This window comes from Enterobacter sp. C3_dUdeg, assembly GCF_057536195.1.
This window is the reverse complement of record NZ_BAAKFX010000002.1, coordinates 329,169-345,349: the sequence shown is the minus strand read 5'-3', so window position 1 is coordinate 345,349 and position 16,181 is coordinate 329,169. Positions and strand designations below refer to the sequence as shown.

Sequence of the window (16,181 nt, the reverse complement as noted above, 5' to 3'; positions counted from 1 at the left end):
AACGTTATGTTACCGTCTGACCACGACGGCGACCAGCTTCTTCACGATTTGGGCGCGGGCAGCCAGGCTTCGGTAAAGTCAAACCAGCCGCGGGTGTTGAGGCGTATACCATTCACGCCAGGCGGAGCACTGATTTGGTATTGATAATTAAAGAGTGGCGTCAGCACCGCACTCTCCATTAGCCGGTTAAAGATGGCTTGTAGTCCCGCGTGTCTATCCCGAGCCTCGGCCTGAGTCTGTACCGCATCCAGCGTGGCTTGCAGATGGGCGTAAGCCGGTGCGCTAAGAACGTGCGGCCAGAGGGCATCGCAGCGCAGCCACTGTTCAAGCGTATATTCCGGCGCTTCGCCAATCAGCCTGTCCCCCATCATGATGTCTGCATCGGCAAGCTCCAGGCATCCGTCCCACGTCTTGGCGTCGTGAAAGATGACGGTCAGTTCACACCCCTGTAGCGCCAGGTATGCCTTCAACTGGCTGGCCATGGTGTGAAGCTCAACAGGGAGATGGTAAACCAGCGTCAACGCTTCAGGGAGGGTGACGTCCGATAAATCAGGCCATTCGGGGATGGTCCAGCCGGGAAGCAGTTCCTGGGTGGGCGTGATGAGCCCTTCGTTTAGCGGAAGTGTGTGAAGAAGCCTGGAGAGATGAATGATATTGATAAGCCGCTTTGCCTGAATCTCACTCAGGCGCGCGCTCTGTTTTAGCGTGAGGTAACAGAACCCCAGGCTGGTGCTGCTGCTTACCAGCCGCAGACTTTCCAGCTCGTCGGCCTCGCCGATCGCGATTTGCACCGGGTGGCGACAGCTGGTGCCCAGGCTGTAATCAAAAAGCTGGGGAGTGATCCAGTATTCGATGGCTTTGAGCAGCGGATGGCTCAGGTGATACTGCTCATGGCTTTCCAGACGAACCAGGTCGGGCTCAAAGGCGGCCAGCCGAAACGGGCCACTGCCAACCGCAGGATGGTCGGGATGCGCCAGACGGCTACAGTAGGTTGCCAGCCTGTGCGGCAGCCAGTAGTCCGGTTGATGCAGCGTAAACGTCAGACACTGTGGATGCGTTGTTTCGATACATAAGACGCTCTGAAACAGAGTGCGCAGGGCGGGAAGCGTCAACAGCGCTGTCAGACTTCGCTGGAGTTGCGGCGTTTCTATTTTATCGCCGTTATGCCAGTGCAGTGTGGAGCGAATGTAGAAATGCCAGCGCAGGCCGTCAGCAGAGACATCCCAGTGATGCGCCAGATCGCCCGTAGGTTCACTGCTGTTACCGTTAAAACGCGTCAGGCCTGAGAACACTTCTCCCGCCAGATGCTGCTCTGCCCGGCCCGGTAAAAAACCCGGCTGAAGCGGTTCCAGCGAGCGATAGTAGGGGATGCGCAGCGTCGGCGTGTCGTTTTGCCACTGCCCGCCCAAAAAAGGATGCAGTAATGACCGCAGCGCTTCAGGGGCAAGCTGCGCCAGTTCCAGCGCGTTATGCTGCTGCCCGCTTTTCAGCGCTTCTTCCATCATCGCATTGCGCAGTGACTCCGGGGCGACATGGAACGTGAGCTCACCGCGCTTACCGCGGCCAGACTGCGCTCGCCAGCTGAGCCAGCCCGCCTCCTGGGCCTGGCGCAGCAGGGTTCGGACATGCCGCTCGCTACAAAAACAGCGGGCGGCCAGCTCGCTGATGGTGACCTGTTGCGTTGCACCCTGCGAAGGCTGCCAGAGGCGGTGATACTGGTTGAGTCGATTGAGCTGGCGCATAAGAAACCCGGAACAATAATTTTCATCTATTCACTATTACTTCCGTATATCTCACACGATACTGTTGCACAAGTTAACCGCATCACATTTCGGGAGTAATCATGGCTCGGCTCGCTGCATTTGATATGGACGGTACGCTGTTAATGCCGGATCACCGTTTAGGGGAAAAAACCCTGAACACGCTGAAGCGCCTGCGCGAGCGTGATGTCACCCTGACGTTTGCCACTGGCCGCCATGTGCTGGAGATGCGCCATTTGCTGGGCGCGTTTTCCCTCAACGCCTTTCTGATCACCGGCAACGGGACGCGAATTCACTCCGTAGAAGGGGATGTGCTGCACCGGCAGGATCTCAACCCGGAAGTGGCGGACATCGTGCTGCACAGCACCTGGGACACGCAGGCCAGTATCCACGTCTTTAACGATCGGGGCTGGTTTACCGGACGTGAAATTCCTGAACTGCTGCACGCGCATGTATACAGCGGTTTCAAATATCAGCTTATCGATCTGCGTCGGATCCCCGCCCATGCGGTAACCAAGATCTGCTTCTGCGGCGATCATGACGATCTGTGTCGCTTACGGATTCAGCTGAATGAGGCGCTGGGCAACCGGGCGCACTTGACTTTCTCGGCGGTGGATTGTCTGGAAGTGCTGCCGGTGGGTTGTAACAAAGGCTCCGCTCTGGCGGTGCTGAGCGACCACCTGGGCTTAACGCTGCAGGAGTGTATGGCGTTTGGTGACGCCATGAACGACCGCGAAATGCTGGGTAGTGTAGGTCGCGGTCTGATCATGGGGAATGCGATGGCGCAGCTGAAAGCAGAACTTCCCCATCTGCCGGTTATTGGCCACTGCCGCAATGAAGCAGTGTCCCATTTTTTGACGCATTGGCTGGACAACAACAATCTCCCGTATTCCCCCGAATAGTGAGACCCTTCCAGCAAGCCAGACTTCGGTCTGGCTTTTTTTATTTCACCAGTTCTGCAATCTGCGCTTTCCACGGAGCGATATCGCCGATGTTGGCCTGCACCCACTCCGCGTTGTAGTAAGTTTCAAGGTAGCGTTCGCCGCTGTCGCACAGCAGCGTGACGATGGAACCGGTACGGCCCTCTTCGCGCATACGGGCGGCAAGCTGCAGTGCGCCCCACATATTTGTGCCCGTCGATGCGCCCACTTTGCGCCCCAGCTGCGTTTCCAGCCAGTGCGCCGTTGCCACGCTTGCGGCATCCGGCACGCGCATCATCTCATCCACGACGTCGGGGATGAAAGAGGGCTCCACGCGCGGGCGGCCAATCCCTTCAATTTTACTGCCCACCGGGCTGCGCAGCTCCGCATTGCGGTTTTGCCAGTAGTCGAGGAACACGGAGTTCTGCGGGTCAACCACCATCAGTTGGGTATCGTATCCCTGACAGCGGATGTAGCGTCCAATCGTGGCTGACGTGCCGCCGGTACCGGCGCTCATGACGATACAGGACGGAACCGGATGCGGTTCGTGGGTCATCTGGCGGAAAATACTGTCGGCAATGTTGTTATTGCCGCGCCAGTCGGTCGCGCGCTCGGCGAAGGTGAACTGGTCCATATAGTGGCCGTTCAGCTCACGGGCCAGCATTTCGGAGGCGGCGTAGATTTCGCAGGCGCTTTCCACAAAGTGGCAGCGTCCGCCGTAAAATTCGATCTGTTCGATTTTGCGTTTTGCGGTGCAGGACGGCATTACCGCGATAAACGGCAGGCCCAGCAGGCGGGCGAAATAGGCTTCTGACACCGCCGTTGAACCGGACGAAGATTCAATAATAGTGGTGCCTTCTTTAATCCAGCCGTTACATAAACCGTATAAAAACAGCGAACGCGCCAGGCGATGCTTCAGGCTACCGGTGGGATGGGTGCTTTCATCTTTCAGATAGAGCTGAATGCCGTCAAATCCCGGCAGGGAAAGGCGAATCAGGTGCGTATCCGCCGAGCGCTGATAGTCGGCATTGATTTCGCTGATCGCATGTTTAACCCAGGTGCTATTCATCATCGTTATCCGTTTGTCATTTTGTGCCTAGGATAGCGAAAAGCACAGAAAAAATTGTTGCTATCTGGCCTTTAAAATAGAATGAAGAGAGAAAAATTTTCTCTGTGAGGTGGGTATGCTAGATAAAATTGACCGCAAGCTCCTTTCATTGCTGCAAAATGACTGTACCCTCTCTTTGCAGGCGCTGGCAGATGCCGTTAATCTGACCACCACTCCGTGCTGGAAGCGGCTTAAGAAGCTGGAAGATGACGGCATTCTTCTGGGGCGCGTCGCGTTGTTAGATCCCGAAAAACTGGGGCTTGGGCTGACGGCATTTGTGCTGATAAAAACCCAGCATCACAGCAGCGAGTGGTATTGCCGCTTCGTTACTCAGGTGTCTGAGATGCCCGAGGTGCTCGGTTTCTGGCGTATGGCCGGAGAGTATGATTACCTGATGCGCGTCCAGGTGGCCGACATGAAGCGCTATGATGATTTCTACAAGCGGCTGGTGAACAGCGTTCCGGGTTTGTCGGACGTCACCTCAAGCTTTGCCATGGAACAGATTAAATACACCACAGCATTACCCATTGAATAACTTCGTAAAATACCTTCAGGAACAAACCGCGTGCGATTATTTGCCCAACTAAGCTGGTACTTTCGTCGGGAGTGGCAACGCTACCTCGGTGCAGTCGCCCTGCTTATTATTATTGCCATCCTGCAGCTGATCCCGCCGAAAGTGGTGGGGTACGTCGTGGATGGCGTCACCGAGCAGCATTACACCACCGCACGGGTGTTGATGTGGGTCGGCACGCTGGTGCTGACGGCGGTCATTGTTTATCTGCTGCGCTACGTCTGGCGCGTGCTGCTGTTTGGTGCGTCCTATCAGCTGGCCGTTGAGCTACGTGAAGATTTTTACCGCCAGCTGAGCCGACAGCATCCCGAATTTTATCTTCGTCATCGCACCGGGGATCTCATCGCCCGCGCGACGAACGACGTCGATCGCGTGGTCTTTGCCGCCGGGGAAGGAGTGCTGACGCTGGTGGACTCGCTGGTGATGGGCTGTGCGGTGCTGATCGTTATGTCCACGCAGATCAGCTGGCAGCTGACCCTGCTCGCCCTGCTGCCGATGCCGATCATGGCGCTGGCGATCAATCGCTATGGCGAACAGCTGCACGAGCGCTTTAAGCTGGCGCAGGCGGCGTTTTCGTCTCTGAACGATCGCACCCAGGAGAGCATGACCAGCATCCGCATGATCAAAGCGTTTGGCCTGGAAGACCGTCAGTCTGCGCTGTTTGCCGCCGATGCGGCAGACACGGGGGCGAAAAACATGCGCGTCGCGCGTATCGACGCCCGTTTTGACCCGACGATTTATATCGCAATCGGCATGGCAAATATGCTGGCGATTGGCGGCGGAAGCTGGATGGTGGTGCAGGGCACGCTTACCCTGGGGCAATTGACCAGCTTTGCGATGTATCTGGGGCTCATGATCTGGCCGATGCTGGCGCTGGCCTGGATGTTTAACATCGTGGAGCGCGGCAGCGCCGCCTACAGCCGCATTCGCGCCATGCTGGCCGAAGCGCCGGTGGTCATCGACGGTAGCGAGGCCGTACCGGAAGGGCGCGGCGTCATGACCGTCGACGTCCGCAAGTTTGTCTATCCGCATACGGAGCATCCGGTGCTGGAGAACGTTAGCTTTACGCTTCAGCCGGGCCAGATGCTGGGGATCTGCGGCCCTACGGGATCCGGCAAAAGTACCGTGCTCTCTCTGCTTCAGCGCCACTTTGACGTCACCGAGGGCGATATCCGCTTCCACGATATTCCCCTGACCAGACTGCTGCTGGACGAGTGGCGCGGTCGCCTGGCGGTCGTCAGCCAGACGCCGTTTTTATTTTCGGACACCGTGGCGAACAACATTGCCCTGGGACGCCCCGGGGCGACGCAGGAAGAAATTGAACATGTGGCGCGTCTGGCCAGCGTTCATGATGATATTTTGCGTCTGCCGCAGGGGTACGAAACGGAAGTCGGGGAACGCGGCGTCATGCTGTCCGGCGGGCAAAAGCAGCGTATCTCGATTGCCCGCGCGCTGCTGCTGAATGCTGAAATTCTGATCCTGGATGATGCGCTTTCCGCCGTGGACGGCCGTACCGAGCATCAAATTCTGCATAACCTGCGCCAGTGGGGCGACGGACGCACGGTGATTATCAGCGCCCACCGCTTGTCGGCGCTCACCGAAGCCAGCGAAATTGTGGTCTTACAGCACGGGCACATTGCCCAGCGCGGGCAGCATGAAACCCTTGCCGAGCAGCCGGGCTGGTATCGCGATATGTACCGCTATCAACAGCTTGAGGCGGCGCTGGATGATGCGCCGGAGCAGGATGAGGAGGCCGCCAATGCGTAAGCTCGGAACGATGTGGCCGACGCTCAAGCGTCTGCTGGCCTACGGCTCGCCGTGGCGTAAACCGCTCTCCGTGGCCGTGCTTCTACTCTGGATTGCGGCGATTGCTGAAGTGAGCGGTCCGCTGCTCATCAGCTATTTTATCGACAACATGGTTGCCAAAAGCTACCTTCCGCTGGGGCTGGTGGCGGGCTTAGGCGTGGCCTACGTTGGCCTGCAGCTGGCGGCGGCAGGGCTGCACTATGCGCAGTCGCTGCTGTTTAACCGTGCTGCCGTGGGCGTTGTTCAGCAGCTGCGTACGGATGTGATGGACGCGGCGCTTCGCCAGCCGCTCAGCGAGTTTGATATCCAGCCGGTCGGGCAGGTGATTTCGCGCGTGACCAACGATACCGAGGTAATCCGCGATCTGTACGTTACCGTGGTCGCGACGGTGTTACGCAGCGCGGCGCTGATTGGCGCGATGCTGGTGGCGATGTTCAGCCTCGACTGGCGCATGGCGCTGGTGGCGATCACCATCTTCCCGGCGGTGCTGATTGTCATGGTCATTTACCAGCGCTACAGCACGCCGATCGTGCGTCGGGTGCGCGCGTATCTGGCCGACATTAACGATGGCTTCAACGAAGTGATCAACGGCATGAGCGTCATCCAGCAGTTCCGCCAGCAGGCGCGCTTTGGCGAACGCATGGGGGAAGCCAGCCGTTCGCACTACATGGCGCGTATGCAGACGCTGCGGCTTGATGGTTTCCTGCTGCGTCCGCTGCTGAGCCTTTTCTCGGCGCTGGTGCTTTGCGGGCTGCTGATGCTCTTTGGGCTGAGCTCAAACGGTACGATTGAAGTGGGCGTGCTGTACGCCTTTATCAGCTATCTCGGGCGTCTTAACGAGCCGTTGATCGAGCTTACCACCCAGCAATCGATGCTGCAGCAGGCGGTGGTCGCCGGTGAGCGCGTGTTTGAGCTGATGGACAGGCCGCGCCAGGCCTACGGCAATGACGAGCGACCTCTGCAAAGCGGGACTATCGCCTTTGATAACGTCTCGTTTGCCTATCGCGAAGACCGGCTGGTGCTGCAGGACATCACGCTTGACGTTCCGTCGCGCGGTTTCGTGGCGCTGGTAGGGCATACCGGCAGCGGTAAGAGCACGCTTGCCAGCCTGTTGATGGGCTATTACCCGGTCACGCACGGCGAAATCCGCCTCGATGGGCGCCCGCTCGCGTCTCTCAGCCACACCGTGTTGCGTAAAGGCGTCGCGATGGTGCAGCAGGATCCGGTCGTGCTGGCCGATACCTTCTACGCCAACGTGACCCTGGGGCGAGACTACTCCCAGGAGCAGGTCTGGGACGTGCTGGAAAAAGTGCAGCTGGCAGAGCTGGCGCGCGGGTTTAGCGATGGGATCAATACCAAACTGGGCGAGCAGGGGAACAATCTCTCCGTCGGGCAAAAGCAGCTCCTGGCGATGGCGCGGGTGCTGATTGAAACGCCGCAGATACTGATTCTGGATGAAGCCACGGCCAGTATTGACTCCGGCACCGAACAGGCCATTCAGCAGGCGCTGGCCGCCGTACGCGACCATACGACGCTGGTGGTGATTGCCCACCGTCTTTCCACCATCGTCGATGCCGATACCATTCTGGTGCTACATCGCGGACAGGCCGTTGAACGCGGTACGCACCGTGAACTGCTGGAAGCAAAAGGGCGCTACTGGCAGATGTACCAGCTGCAGCTGGCGGGCGAGGAGCTGGCGGCCAGCGTGCGTGATGAAGAGTCGCTTAGCGCCTGATGCACCAAAATGAGGCGACGCGCTAACAGTCATTCCTGTTGGTGCAAAACTGAAACGCACCCTGCACCGGCATGGTGCGTTTTTTTTCGCCTGTTCGTTTATTACGGCCGCGTAATGCTCTGTGCGCCGCCGTTCCCCCTCGTTTTCATTTCTGGCACACCCCTTGCAATACCTTCTGCGTAAGCTGCGGCCATTACCGAATTCTGACTGGAGGGGATCTATGAAGCTGGTTACGGTTGTAATCAAACCATTCAAACTCGAAGACGTGCGTGAAGCGTTGTCTTCAATGGGTATTCAGGGACTGACTGTCACCGAAGTGAAAGGCTTTGGTCGTCAGAAGGGTCATGCCGAGCTTTATCGCGGGGCGGAATACAGCGTTAACTTTCTGCCAAAAGTAAAAATTGATGTCGCGATTGCTGACGATCAGCTTGATGAAGTCATTGATGTCATTAGCAAAGCGGCCTATACCGGCAAAATTGGCGACGGCAAAATTTTCGTTGCCGAACTGCAGCGCGTCATTCGCATCCGTACCGGCGAATCTGACGAAGCGGCATTGTAAATAACGCCTGGCACACAGTGATAGGGATCGAGAAAATGAAGATAGCAACACTTAAAACGGGTCTGGGTTCGCTGGCGCTGCTGCCGGGCCTGGCGCTGGCTGCTACCCCTGCGGTGGTCGACAAAGCCGATAACGCCTTTATGATGATCAGCACCGCGCTGGTGCTGTTCATGTCAATTCCGGGCATTGCGCTGTTCTACGGCGGCCTGATCCGTGGCAAAAACGTTCTCTCCATGCTGACGCAGGTTGCCGTGACGTTCGCACTGGTCTGCGTGCTGTGGGTGGTTTACGGTTACTCGCTGGCGTTCGGTACGGGCAACGCGTTCTTTGGTAACTTCGACTGGGTGATGCTGAAAAATATTGAGCTGACCGCGCTGATGGGCAGTTTCTATCAGTACATCCACGTTGCGTTCCAGGGCTCCTTCGCCTGTATTACCGTCGGGCTGATTGTGGGCGCGCTCGCCGAGCGTATCCGTTTCTCTGCCGTGCTGATCTTCGTGGTGGTCTGGATGACGCTCTCCTATGTGCCGATTGCGCACATGGTCTGGGGTGGCGGTCTGCTGGCAACGCACGGCGCGCTGGACTTCGCGGGCGGTACCGTTGTACACATCAACGCCGCGGTAGCGGGTCTGGTGGGTGCCTACCTGATTGGCAAACGCGTGGGCTTCGGTAAAGAAGCGTTTAAACCGCACAACCTGCCGATGGTGTTTACCGGTACGGCTATCCTCTACTTTGGCTGGTTTGGCTTCAACGCCGGCTCGGCAAGTGCAGCAAACGAAATCGCCGCGCTGGCCTTCGTGAACACCGTTGTGGCCACGGCGGGTGCAATCCTCTCCTGGGTGTTTGGCGAGTGGGCGGTACGCGGTAAACCGTCACTGCTGGGTGCCTGCTCGGGTGCCATTGCCGGTCTGGTTGGCATTACGCCAGCGTGTGGTTATGTCGGCGTGGGTGGCGCGCTGCTGGTCGGTCTGGTGTCCGGTCTGGCGGGTCTGTGGGGCGTGACCGCACTGAAACGTGTGCTGCGCGTTGACGACCCATGCGATGTGTTTGGTGTTCACGGCGTGTGCGGCATCGTGGGTTGTATCATGACCGGTATCTTTGCCGCGAAGTCGCTCGGTGGCGTGGGCTACGCAGAAGGCGTGACCATGGTTCATCAGGTGCTGGTGCAGCTGGAAAGTATTGCAATCACCGTTGTCTGGTCTGCCGTTGTGGCCTTCATTGGCTATAAGCTGGCGGATATGACGGTGGGTCTGCGCGTACCGGAAGAGCAGGAGCGCGAAGGCCTGGACGTCAACAGCCACGGCGAGAATGCGTATAACGCCTGATAAACAGCAAAACGGCAACTTCGGTTGCCGTTTTTAGTGTGTATTCCCTCTCCCCGTGGGAGAGGGTCAGGGTGAGGGCATCAGGCCGCACACAATCACCCGCGATTACGCATCACCCCTTCCTGCACAGTCGACGCGACCAGCACGCCATCCTGAGTATAAAACTCCCCGCGCACAAACCCTCGCGCGCTCGACGCTGAGGTACTCTCCACGCTGTAAAGCAGCCACTCATTCATGTTGAACGGACGGTGGAACCACATGGAGTGATCGATCGTCGCGACCTGCATCCCTTTTTCCAGGAAACCAACCCCGTGCGGCTGCAGCGCCACCGGCAGGAAGTTGAAATCTGACGCATAGCCGAGCAGATACTGATGCACGCGGAAATCTTCCGGCACGGTCCCGTTGGCACGGATCCAGGCCTGGCGTTTCGGCTCGGCGGCATGGCCTTTCATCGGGTTGTGGAACTCAACCGGGCGGATCTCCAGCGGCTTATCGCAGAGAAACTTCTCTTTGACCTGCGGCGGAAGCAGATGCGCCAGCGCGCGGGCGATATCCGTCTCTGATTTTAAAGAGTCGGGCGACGGAGCCGGGGGCATCACTTTTTGATGCTCGTAGCCGGATTCCGGCGCCTGGAAAGAGGCGGTCATGTAAAAGATCGGCTTGCCGTTCTGAATAGCTGCTACGCGGCGCGCGCTGAAGCTGTTGCCGTCTCGCAGGACTTCAACGTCATACACAATCGGTCTTGCGCTATCGCCAGGGCGTAAGAAGTAGCTGTGGAACGAATGCACCAGACGGTCTGCCGGGACAGTCTCCTTTGCTGCGTACAGAGCTTGTCCAACGACTTGCCCCCCGAAGACCTGGCGTAAGCCGAGATCTTCGCTCTGTCCGCGAAAGAGTCCTTCCTCAATTTTTTCCAGATTCAGTAATGTCAGCAGATTGTTCAGTGCCTGACTCATAGTTGTCCTCAATAAACGCCGTAGCGAAAGATAGGCAGAGTATAACGCAGAAATGAAAGTGGTCCGATGGGTAGAATAATCTGAATATCGGCACGTTTTCAGGCATAAATCGGTGATCTGTGCCACACTTGAATACGTTATGTGATTGAAACGACATCGGATGGGATCGATCCCGCTGGTGCATTGATAAGGAGACTTCAATGAAACTCGTGCCCATGCTAAGTGGTGTAGCTATTGCGGTGGCGTTGTCCGCCTGTGCCGGTAAAAGCGCCCAAGTGCCAGTACCAGCAGCCGACCCGAACGGGATTAATACCCTTTCACAGCAATCCATTCAGCAGCCTAATGTTTCCGGTACCATCTGGATTAAACAGAAAGTGGCGTTGCCGCCGGATGCGGTATTAACCGTAACGCTGTCTGATGCTTCTCTGGCCGACGCGCCGTCGAAAGTCGTTGCCCAGCGTGCCGTTCGTACTGAAGGCAAGCAGGCGCCGTTTAGCTTCGTATTGCCGTATAACCCGTCGGACGTGCAGCCTAACGCCCGTATCCTGCTGAGCGCAGCGGTAACCATCAACGGCAAGCTGGTCTTTATCACCGATACGGTCCAGGAAGCGATCAACAACGGTGGGACAAAAATCGATCTGAACCTGGTGCCGGTGCAGCAGACCGAAGTGCCGGTCGCACCGCAGACCAATCAGCCGTCTCTGCCAACTCCACCGACTCAGATGTAATTTCTGCATTTCCCCTCTCCTCCGGGAGAGGGGTCAATATACCCAGCGAAACTTCTGCAAATCGATCTGACCCGACCCTGACACCTGCACACCCTCTGAAAGTAACGCCTGACGCTGACGCTGAAGATCCGGCCCGGTGAGTGAAATGGCGCCATGACGGTTCACCACCCGATGCCAGGGCAGCGTACTGCCTTCCGGCAGCCGTTTCAGGACGCCTCCAACCTGTCGCGCCGCGCGCGGGGAACCGGCCAGACGCGCGACATCACCATAGGTGGTGACGTAGCCTTCCGGGATTGAGGCCACGATTTGCCATACGCGCTGTGGAAAGGAGTCGTGTTCGTCCATACCTTTACCTGTGGGGAGTTTCTGGAAAGCTATGGTAAACGAAGATCTTCATGATTGCTGCGCCTGTTTGCGCAAGAAACCAGCATCCGGTTGCTGGTCGCTTGCAATTGGGCTTTAGCACAGGGATAATGCGCCAGCGCGTTGGTTATCAACGCTCTCAATGGGGGCTCTGTTGGTTCTCCCGCAACGCTACTCTGTTCACCAGGTCAGGTCCGGAAGGAAGCAGCCAGGGCAGACGACGTGTGTGCCGGGATGTAGCTGGCAGGGCCCCCACCCATTTGTGGCCTCATAAGATTCTTCAGCTTCACCTCTCCCTCAAAGCATTACTCCACAATAAAACTACGCCTGTATCGTGTAATATATATTTCATTGCACTGAAATATTATTGTCATAAACCTGTAATAATAGACTGTCATTTTATAATCGGACGGTTATTTTGTTCCATAACTCAAAAAAATATATATCTGGATAACATTGTTAAGTTCGTGTATTAAATAAAGTACTTATTCCGAAGGGAAGTGACAAACATGGCTACAGCGGTATTAAACGTTAAGATTGATGACGCGCTAAAAGAAAGGCTTCGCCACTATGCGGAAGTCAATAACGAGAATTTAAGCGTGACGACAGAGAAACTGCTGCTGCTGGCGTTCGAAGCAGTAGAAGAGGCGGGAGTATCGGAAGAGGATATTGATAATCAGCATACGGAAGAAGAGAGTGTTTCTCCTTTTACTCCTAAAGAAATCAAGGCTCTACGTAAACTTCTGAAGAAGAGAAAATGAAACAACAACTGTCAACCGCCAGTGACTACAACGAGGCCTGCGATCTGTTGCGTTCAGGCTACGTGAAGCATGTACGTCTTGGCTGGAATGTTGGAAGCGATGAGTTCTTTCGTATTGCGTCTGACTGGTGTGATACCGGTGCAAAAATAAAGAAAGACGGTGATAACTTCGTTATTTCACTAAAAGGCTTTCCTATTCCTCCTCAGCATTAAATCCTGACCAGTGAAAACTGCTGACTGCATATATTACAGTCAGCAGTTTTTATTTTATGATCTGCTTCAAATATTTTAATATTAGATCACGCTGCGTTTTAACGATGGCACGTTTTTATTCAAGGCGAGCCATAACGGTTTGATCCTCAGCAACGCCTGCTCAAGCTCTGTCGATTCGAGCGAGAAGGGCATCCGTAAATAGCGGTCAAACGCCCCCGATAAACCAAACCGCGTCCCGGTTCCCAGGTTAATCCCGATTATTTCTGCCCGTGCGGCAAGCTGTGTCGCCAGCATGCCCGGAAGCTCTATCCAGTAAGAGAGCCCGCCTTCCGCCTCGTGGAATTTCCACTCCGGGAAATGTTCGCGCAGCAGGTCACCGCATCGATCGCGCCGTTCCGCCAGCATCTTCCGGCGTGCGGGCAGAAACGTCTCGCTGTTGTTAATGAGCCACTGCATTGCCAGCTGTTCGAGCAGCGGCGAGCCTAAATCCAGAGTATCCCGCGTCTGGGCAAGGGGGGCGATGGTGCGCGATGAGGCGCGGATCCAGCCGAGACGCAGCCCGCCCCAGAAGCTTTTTCCGGCAGAGCCTAAGGTGATGACGGTGGCCTGCGGGTTAAAGGCGGCCAGCGGTGGCGGGGGAGGCGCATCAAACCAGAGATCCACCATCGTTTCATCCACCACCAGCGCCGTGCGGGTTTGGGCTGCAATATCCGTGATGGCCTGACGGGTGGCGATATCCATACAGCGCCCGGTCGGATTATGAAAATCTGGCATCAGGTAGGCCAGACGCGGCGCCGTCTGGGCAAGCGTTGCGGCAAAGCCATCCGTATCCCAGCCGGTTTCCGGCAGCGACACCCCGACTGGCCGACACTGCGCCCCCTGAATGGCGGCAATCGCCAGCGGATAGGTGGGATGATCGACCACGACGCGGTCCCCCGGCCCGGTCATCATCCGCAGTATCAGCGCAAAGCCGCTGACGGCGCCATTAACCACCATCACTTCATCTGCGCGGGTGGGAAGACCCCGCGCGGTATAGCGCGCAGCGATGGCCTCCCGCAGCGTCGGTAGCCCCAGCTGATCGTAGCCCGTCAGCGAGAGATGCGGGGTAATGGCCGTGAGCGCATGGGCATAAGCCTGATGGATCTCCGGCCCGGCATTCAGGGCGGCAGTGGAGAGATCCAGTGCGGCGCTCGCCGCGGAAAGGGTGGGAACGGCGCGCGTGTCAGGGAGAATGACCCGTGACCCGCTGCCGTGGCGGCTTTCAAGGTACCCCTCTTCACGCAGGTGGGCGAGCGCGCTGCTGATGGTGGTTCGGCTCACGTCCAGCGCCGTGGCCAGCTCACGCTCGCCCGGCAGCCGCGTATTCAGTGCCAGACGCCCATCAAGAATTAACAAACGCAGCGCGTCGGCCAGCTGTCGCCAGAGCGGGGTGCGGGATGAGGCTTGCTGCCAGTGGCCTAAAAGGCGTACCAGAGACTGGCTTCCGAAGCGACGTGATGACATATGCAGTCCACTATTTGAAAACTGGACATTAATCATAGTGCCATTTTAGGTCAGGATGAAAGCCTGGTTCACTGGAGAAGATAAAAATGGTACGTCGTCTGCTACAACTCTATGTCGGTTTAGGACTGTATGGCCTTTCCACCGCAATGTTTATTCGTTCCGATTTGGGGGTCGATCCCTGGGATGTTTTTCACCTCGGGGTGGGGATGCAGCTGGGGATGACTATCGGGACGGTGATCATTTTAGTCGGCGCTGCGGTGCTGCTGCTGTGGATCCCGCTGCGCCAGATGCCGGGGCTTGGCACGATCAGCAACGTGATTTGTATCGGTCTGGCGGCGGACGCCAGCATGGCGCTTATCCCGGAGCTGGATTCGTTACCCGTTCGAATTGCTTTCCTGGTGTCGGGCATCGTGATGAATGCGATTGCGACCAGCATGTACATCGGGGCCGGTTTCGGGCCAGGCCCGCGCGACGGCCTGATGACCGGCATTCACGCCCGACTGGGTTGGTCCATTCGCAGCGTGCGTACCTCAATTGAGGTGTCCGTTCTGCTGATTGGGTGCGTGCTTGGCGGCACGTTTGGGGTGGGAACCGTACTGTATGCACTGACCATTGGCCCGCTTATCCAGCTCTGCCTGCCCTGGTTCCGCCAGAAGCCACGCATTGCGGAAATACGCCAGCCGGAGCGGGTTGTTTAATTTTGCGAAGCGCTCACATGTTTTAACGGCGTCGCTGTGCCAGAATAGACGCTTCGAAAATCGCGATGCCAGAAAGCATGAAAGCAATCACTCTCTATGATGTCGCCCTCCTTGCGGGGGTTTCTTATCAGACCGTTTCCCGCGTCATTAACGACGCGGAACATGTGTCTGCCCGCACGCGAGAAAAGGTGCAGCAGGCGATGGCGGAGCTGCACTACGTTCCTAACCTTCGGGCGCAGCAGCTGGCGGGGAAACGCACCCGTACGCTGGGCCTCATCACCACCGACCTGGCCCTGCACGCGCCTTCGCAAATTGTGTCGGCAGTCAAATCGCGTGCGGCGGAACAGGGGGCGAGCGTCCTTATCTCCATGGTGGAGCAACCCCAGCAGTGTCAGGCCGCGCTTCAGGCGCTGCTGGCACAGCGGGTGGACGCGCTGCTGGTGAATGTGCCGCTTGACGATCCGCACGCCGAAGAGCTCGGGGCGCTGGCGTCGCCCGTCCCGGTGCTGTTCCTCGATGTGGCGCCCTCAGCGCGGGTAAACAGCCTCGTGTTTAACGCGGAGCAGGGGGCGCGTCTGGGCGTTGAGCATCTGCTTTCGCTGGGGCATCAGCGCATTGCCCTGCTGAGCGGGCCGGAAAGCTCGGTCTCTGCGCGGGCGCGCCTGGCGGGCTGGAAAGCGACGCTGGCGCAGGCGGGTCTTAACGCGACGGCTGTGGCCTACGGTGACTGGAGCGCGGCCAGCGGTTATGAGAAGGGACACGTGCTGCTGTCGGGGGCGGCATTACCGGACGCGCTTCTGGTGGCGAACGATCAGATGGCGCTCGGGGTGATGCGCGCCTGCGCGGAAAAAGGGATCGCGATCCCTGGCCAGCTTTCGGTGGTAGGGTTTGACGATACGGCCGACAGCGCCTGGTTTTCCCCGCCGCTGACGACCATTCGTCAGGCGTTTCGCGAGGCGGGCGAACGCAGCGTGGAGTGGCTGCTGGCGCCTTCCGGGGGCGAAGCGTGCCGGCAGGTTCAGCTGCCGGTGACGCTGGTTACCCGTCATTCCAGCGCACGGCGCAACCCTAAGCAGGCCGAACGCGAGGATCTGGCGCAGCAGCTCAGAAGCCTGGCACTGCTTGCCGAGCAGATTGCCCGCAAATAAAACTTTGTGATCGGACTCGCTACCCCGC

Annotated in this window: 16 protein-coding genes and 1 other RNA gene; 12 read left to right on the top strand and 5 right to left on the bottom strand. The window is 57.7% G+C overall.

What is annotated here, in order from left to right; all coding sequences use genetic code 11:
* Positions 1-41: 41 nt before the first annotated feature.
* Positions 42-1,742: an SgrR family transcriptional regulator gene (locus AC27FC_RS09280; protein ID WP_196354757.1), complete on the bottom strand. Its 1,701-nt coding sequence runs from the start codon at positions 1,740-1,742 to the stop codon at positions 42-44.
* A gap of 101 nt (positions 1,743-1,843) precedes the next feature.
* On the opposite strand from AC27FC_RS09280, the gene cof reads away from it, so the two are divergent.
* Complete coding sequence (gene cof, locus AC27FC_RS09275; protein WP_196354756.1) at positions 1,844-2,662, top strand: HMP-PP phosphatase; 819 nt, start codon at positions 1,844-1,846, stop codon at positions 2,660-2,662.
* A 40-nt stretch (positions 2,663-2,702) separates the two neighbouring features.
* On the opposite strand, the gene AC27FC_RS09270 is transcribed toward cof, so the two are convergent.
* Positions 2,703-3,752, bottom strand: a complete 1,050-nt coding sequence (locus AC27FC_RS09270; protein ID WP_219773467.1) for a PLP-dependent cysteine synthase family protein — start codon at positions 3,750-3,752, stop codon at positions 2,703-2,705.
* A gap of 112 nt (positions 3,753-3,864) precedes the next feature.
* On the opposite strand from AC27FC_RS09270, the gene AC27FC_RS09265 reads away from it, so the two are divergent.
* The 5 genes from AC27FC_RS09265 to amtB all read left to right on the top strand — a co-directional run bounded on the left by AC27FC_RS09265 (position 3,865) and on the right by amtB (position 9,784).
* Positions 3,865-4,323, top strand: coding sequence for an Lrp/AsnC family transcriptional regulator (locus tag AC27FC_RS09265; RefSeq protein ID WP_023310581.1), 459 nt, complete (start codon positions 3,865-3,867; stop codon positions 4,321-4,323).
* Positions 4,324-4,353: 30 nt separating this feature from the next.
* On the top strand, positions 4,354-6,126 hold the full coding sequence (locus AC27FC_RS09260; protein ID WP_033144778.1) for a SmdA family multidrug ABC transporter permease/ATP-binding protein: 1,773 nt from the start codon (positions 4,354-4,356) through the stop codon (positions 6,124-6,126).
* The gene (locus AC27FC_RS09255) at positions 6,119-7,900 is read left to right on the top strand and encodes a SmdB family multidrug efflux ABC transporter permease/ATP-binding protein (protein WP_048975526.1); all 1,782 of its coding nucleotides are present in this window, start codon (positions 6,119-6,121) and stop codon (positions 7,898-7,900) included. The genes AC27FC_RS09260 and AC27FC_RS09255 overlap by 8 nt, the downstream gene beginning before the upstream one ends.
* A gap of 220 nt (positions 7,901-8,120) precedes the next feature.
* Positions 8,121-8,459 (top strand): P-II family nitrogen regulator, encoded by a 339-nt coding sequence (gene glnK / locus AC27FC_RS09250; protein WP_008503304.1) that lies wholly within the window; start codon positions 8,121-8,123, stop codon positions 8,457-8,459.
* A 35-nt stretch (positions 8,460-8,494) separates the two neighbouring features.
* Positions 8,495-9,784, top strand: a complete 1,290-nt coding sequence (gene amtB / locus AC27FC_RS09245; RefSeq protein ID WP_023310584.1) for an ammonium transporter AmtB — start codon at positions 8,495-8,497, stop codon at positions 9,782-9,784.
* Between the two features lie 95 nt (positions 9,785-9,879).
* Here the strand turns inward: amtB and tesB are convergent, their stop codons facing one another.
* Positions 9,880-10,740: an acyl-CoA thioesterase II gene (gene tesB / locus AC27FC_RS09240; protein ID WP_196354755.1), complete on the bottom strand. Its 861-nt coding sequence runs from the start codon at positions 10,738-10,740 to the stop codon at positions 9,880-9,882.
* 200 nt (positions 10,741-10,940) lie between these two features.
* Between tesB and AC27FC_RS09235 the strand changes: the two genes are divergently transcribed.
* Entirely contained in the window at positions 10,941-11,468 is a 528-nt protein-coding gene (locus AC27FC_RS09235) for a YbaY family lipoprotein (protein ID WP_008503301.1), read from the top strand.
* A 33-nt stretch (positions 11,469-11,501) separates the two neighbouring features.
* On the opposite strand, the gene AC27FC_RS09230 is transcribed toward AC27FC_RS09235, so the two are convergent.
* Positions 11,502-11,813, bottom strand: a complete 312-nt coding sequence (locus AC27FC_RS09230; RefSeq protein ID WP_029741631.1) for an MGMT family protein — start codon at positions 11,811-11,813, stop codon at positions 11,502-11,504.
* A gap of 170 nt (positions 11,814-11,983) precedes the next feature.
* On the opposite strand from AC27FC_RS09230, the gene ffs reads away from it, so the two are divergent.
* The 3 genes from ffs to AC27FC_RS09215 all read left to right on the top strand — a co-directional run bounded on the left by ffs (position 11,984) and on the right by AC27FC_RS09215 (position 12,804).
* An RNA gene (ffs, locus tag AC27FC_RS09225) (signal recognition particle sRNA small type) lies at positions 11,984-12,080 on the top strand.
* A gap of 260 nt (positions 12,081-12,340) precedes the next feature.
* Entirely contained in the window at positions 12,341-12,592 is a 252-nt protein-coding gene (locus AC27FC_RS09220) for a hypothetical protein (RefSeq protein ID WP_023310587.1), read from the top strand.
* Positions 12,589-12,804 (top strand): hypothetical protein, encoded by a 216-nt coding sequence (locus tag AC27FC_RS09215; protein WP_023310588.1) that lies wholly within the window; start codon positions 12,589-12,591, stop codon positions 12,802-12,804. Before AC27FC_RS09220 ends, AC27FC_RS09215 begins: the two co-directional genes overlap by 4 nt.
* Before the next feature lie 81 nt (positions 12,805-12,885).
* Here AC27FC_RS09215 and yczR read toward each other — a convergent pair whose 3' ends face one another.
* Entirely contained in the window at positions 12,886-14,307 is a 1,422-nt protein-coding gene (yczR, locus tag AC27FC_RS09210; protein ID WP_196354754.1) for a MocR-like transcription factor YczR, read from the bottom strand.
* Positions 14,308-14,393: 86 nt separating this feature from the next.
* Between yczR and yczE the strand changes: the two genes are divergently transcribed.
* The gene (gene yczE, locus AC27FC_RS09205; RefSeq protein WP_094934750.1) at positions 14,394-15,005 is read left to right on the top strand and encodes a membrane protein YczE; all 612 of its coding nucleotides are present in this window, start codon (positions 14,394-14,396) and stop codon (positions 15,003-15,005) included.
* A gap of 77 nt (positions 15,006-15,082) precedes the next feature.
* Positions 15,083-16,153 (top strand): LacI family DNA-binding transcriptional regulator, encoded by a 1,071-nt coding sequence (locus AC27FC_RS09200; protein ID WP_094934749.1) that lies wholly within the window; start codon positions 15,083-15,085, stop codon positions 16,151-16,153.
* Positions 16,154-16,181: the final 28 nt, after the last annotated feature.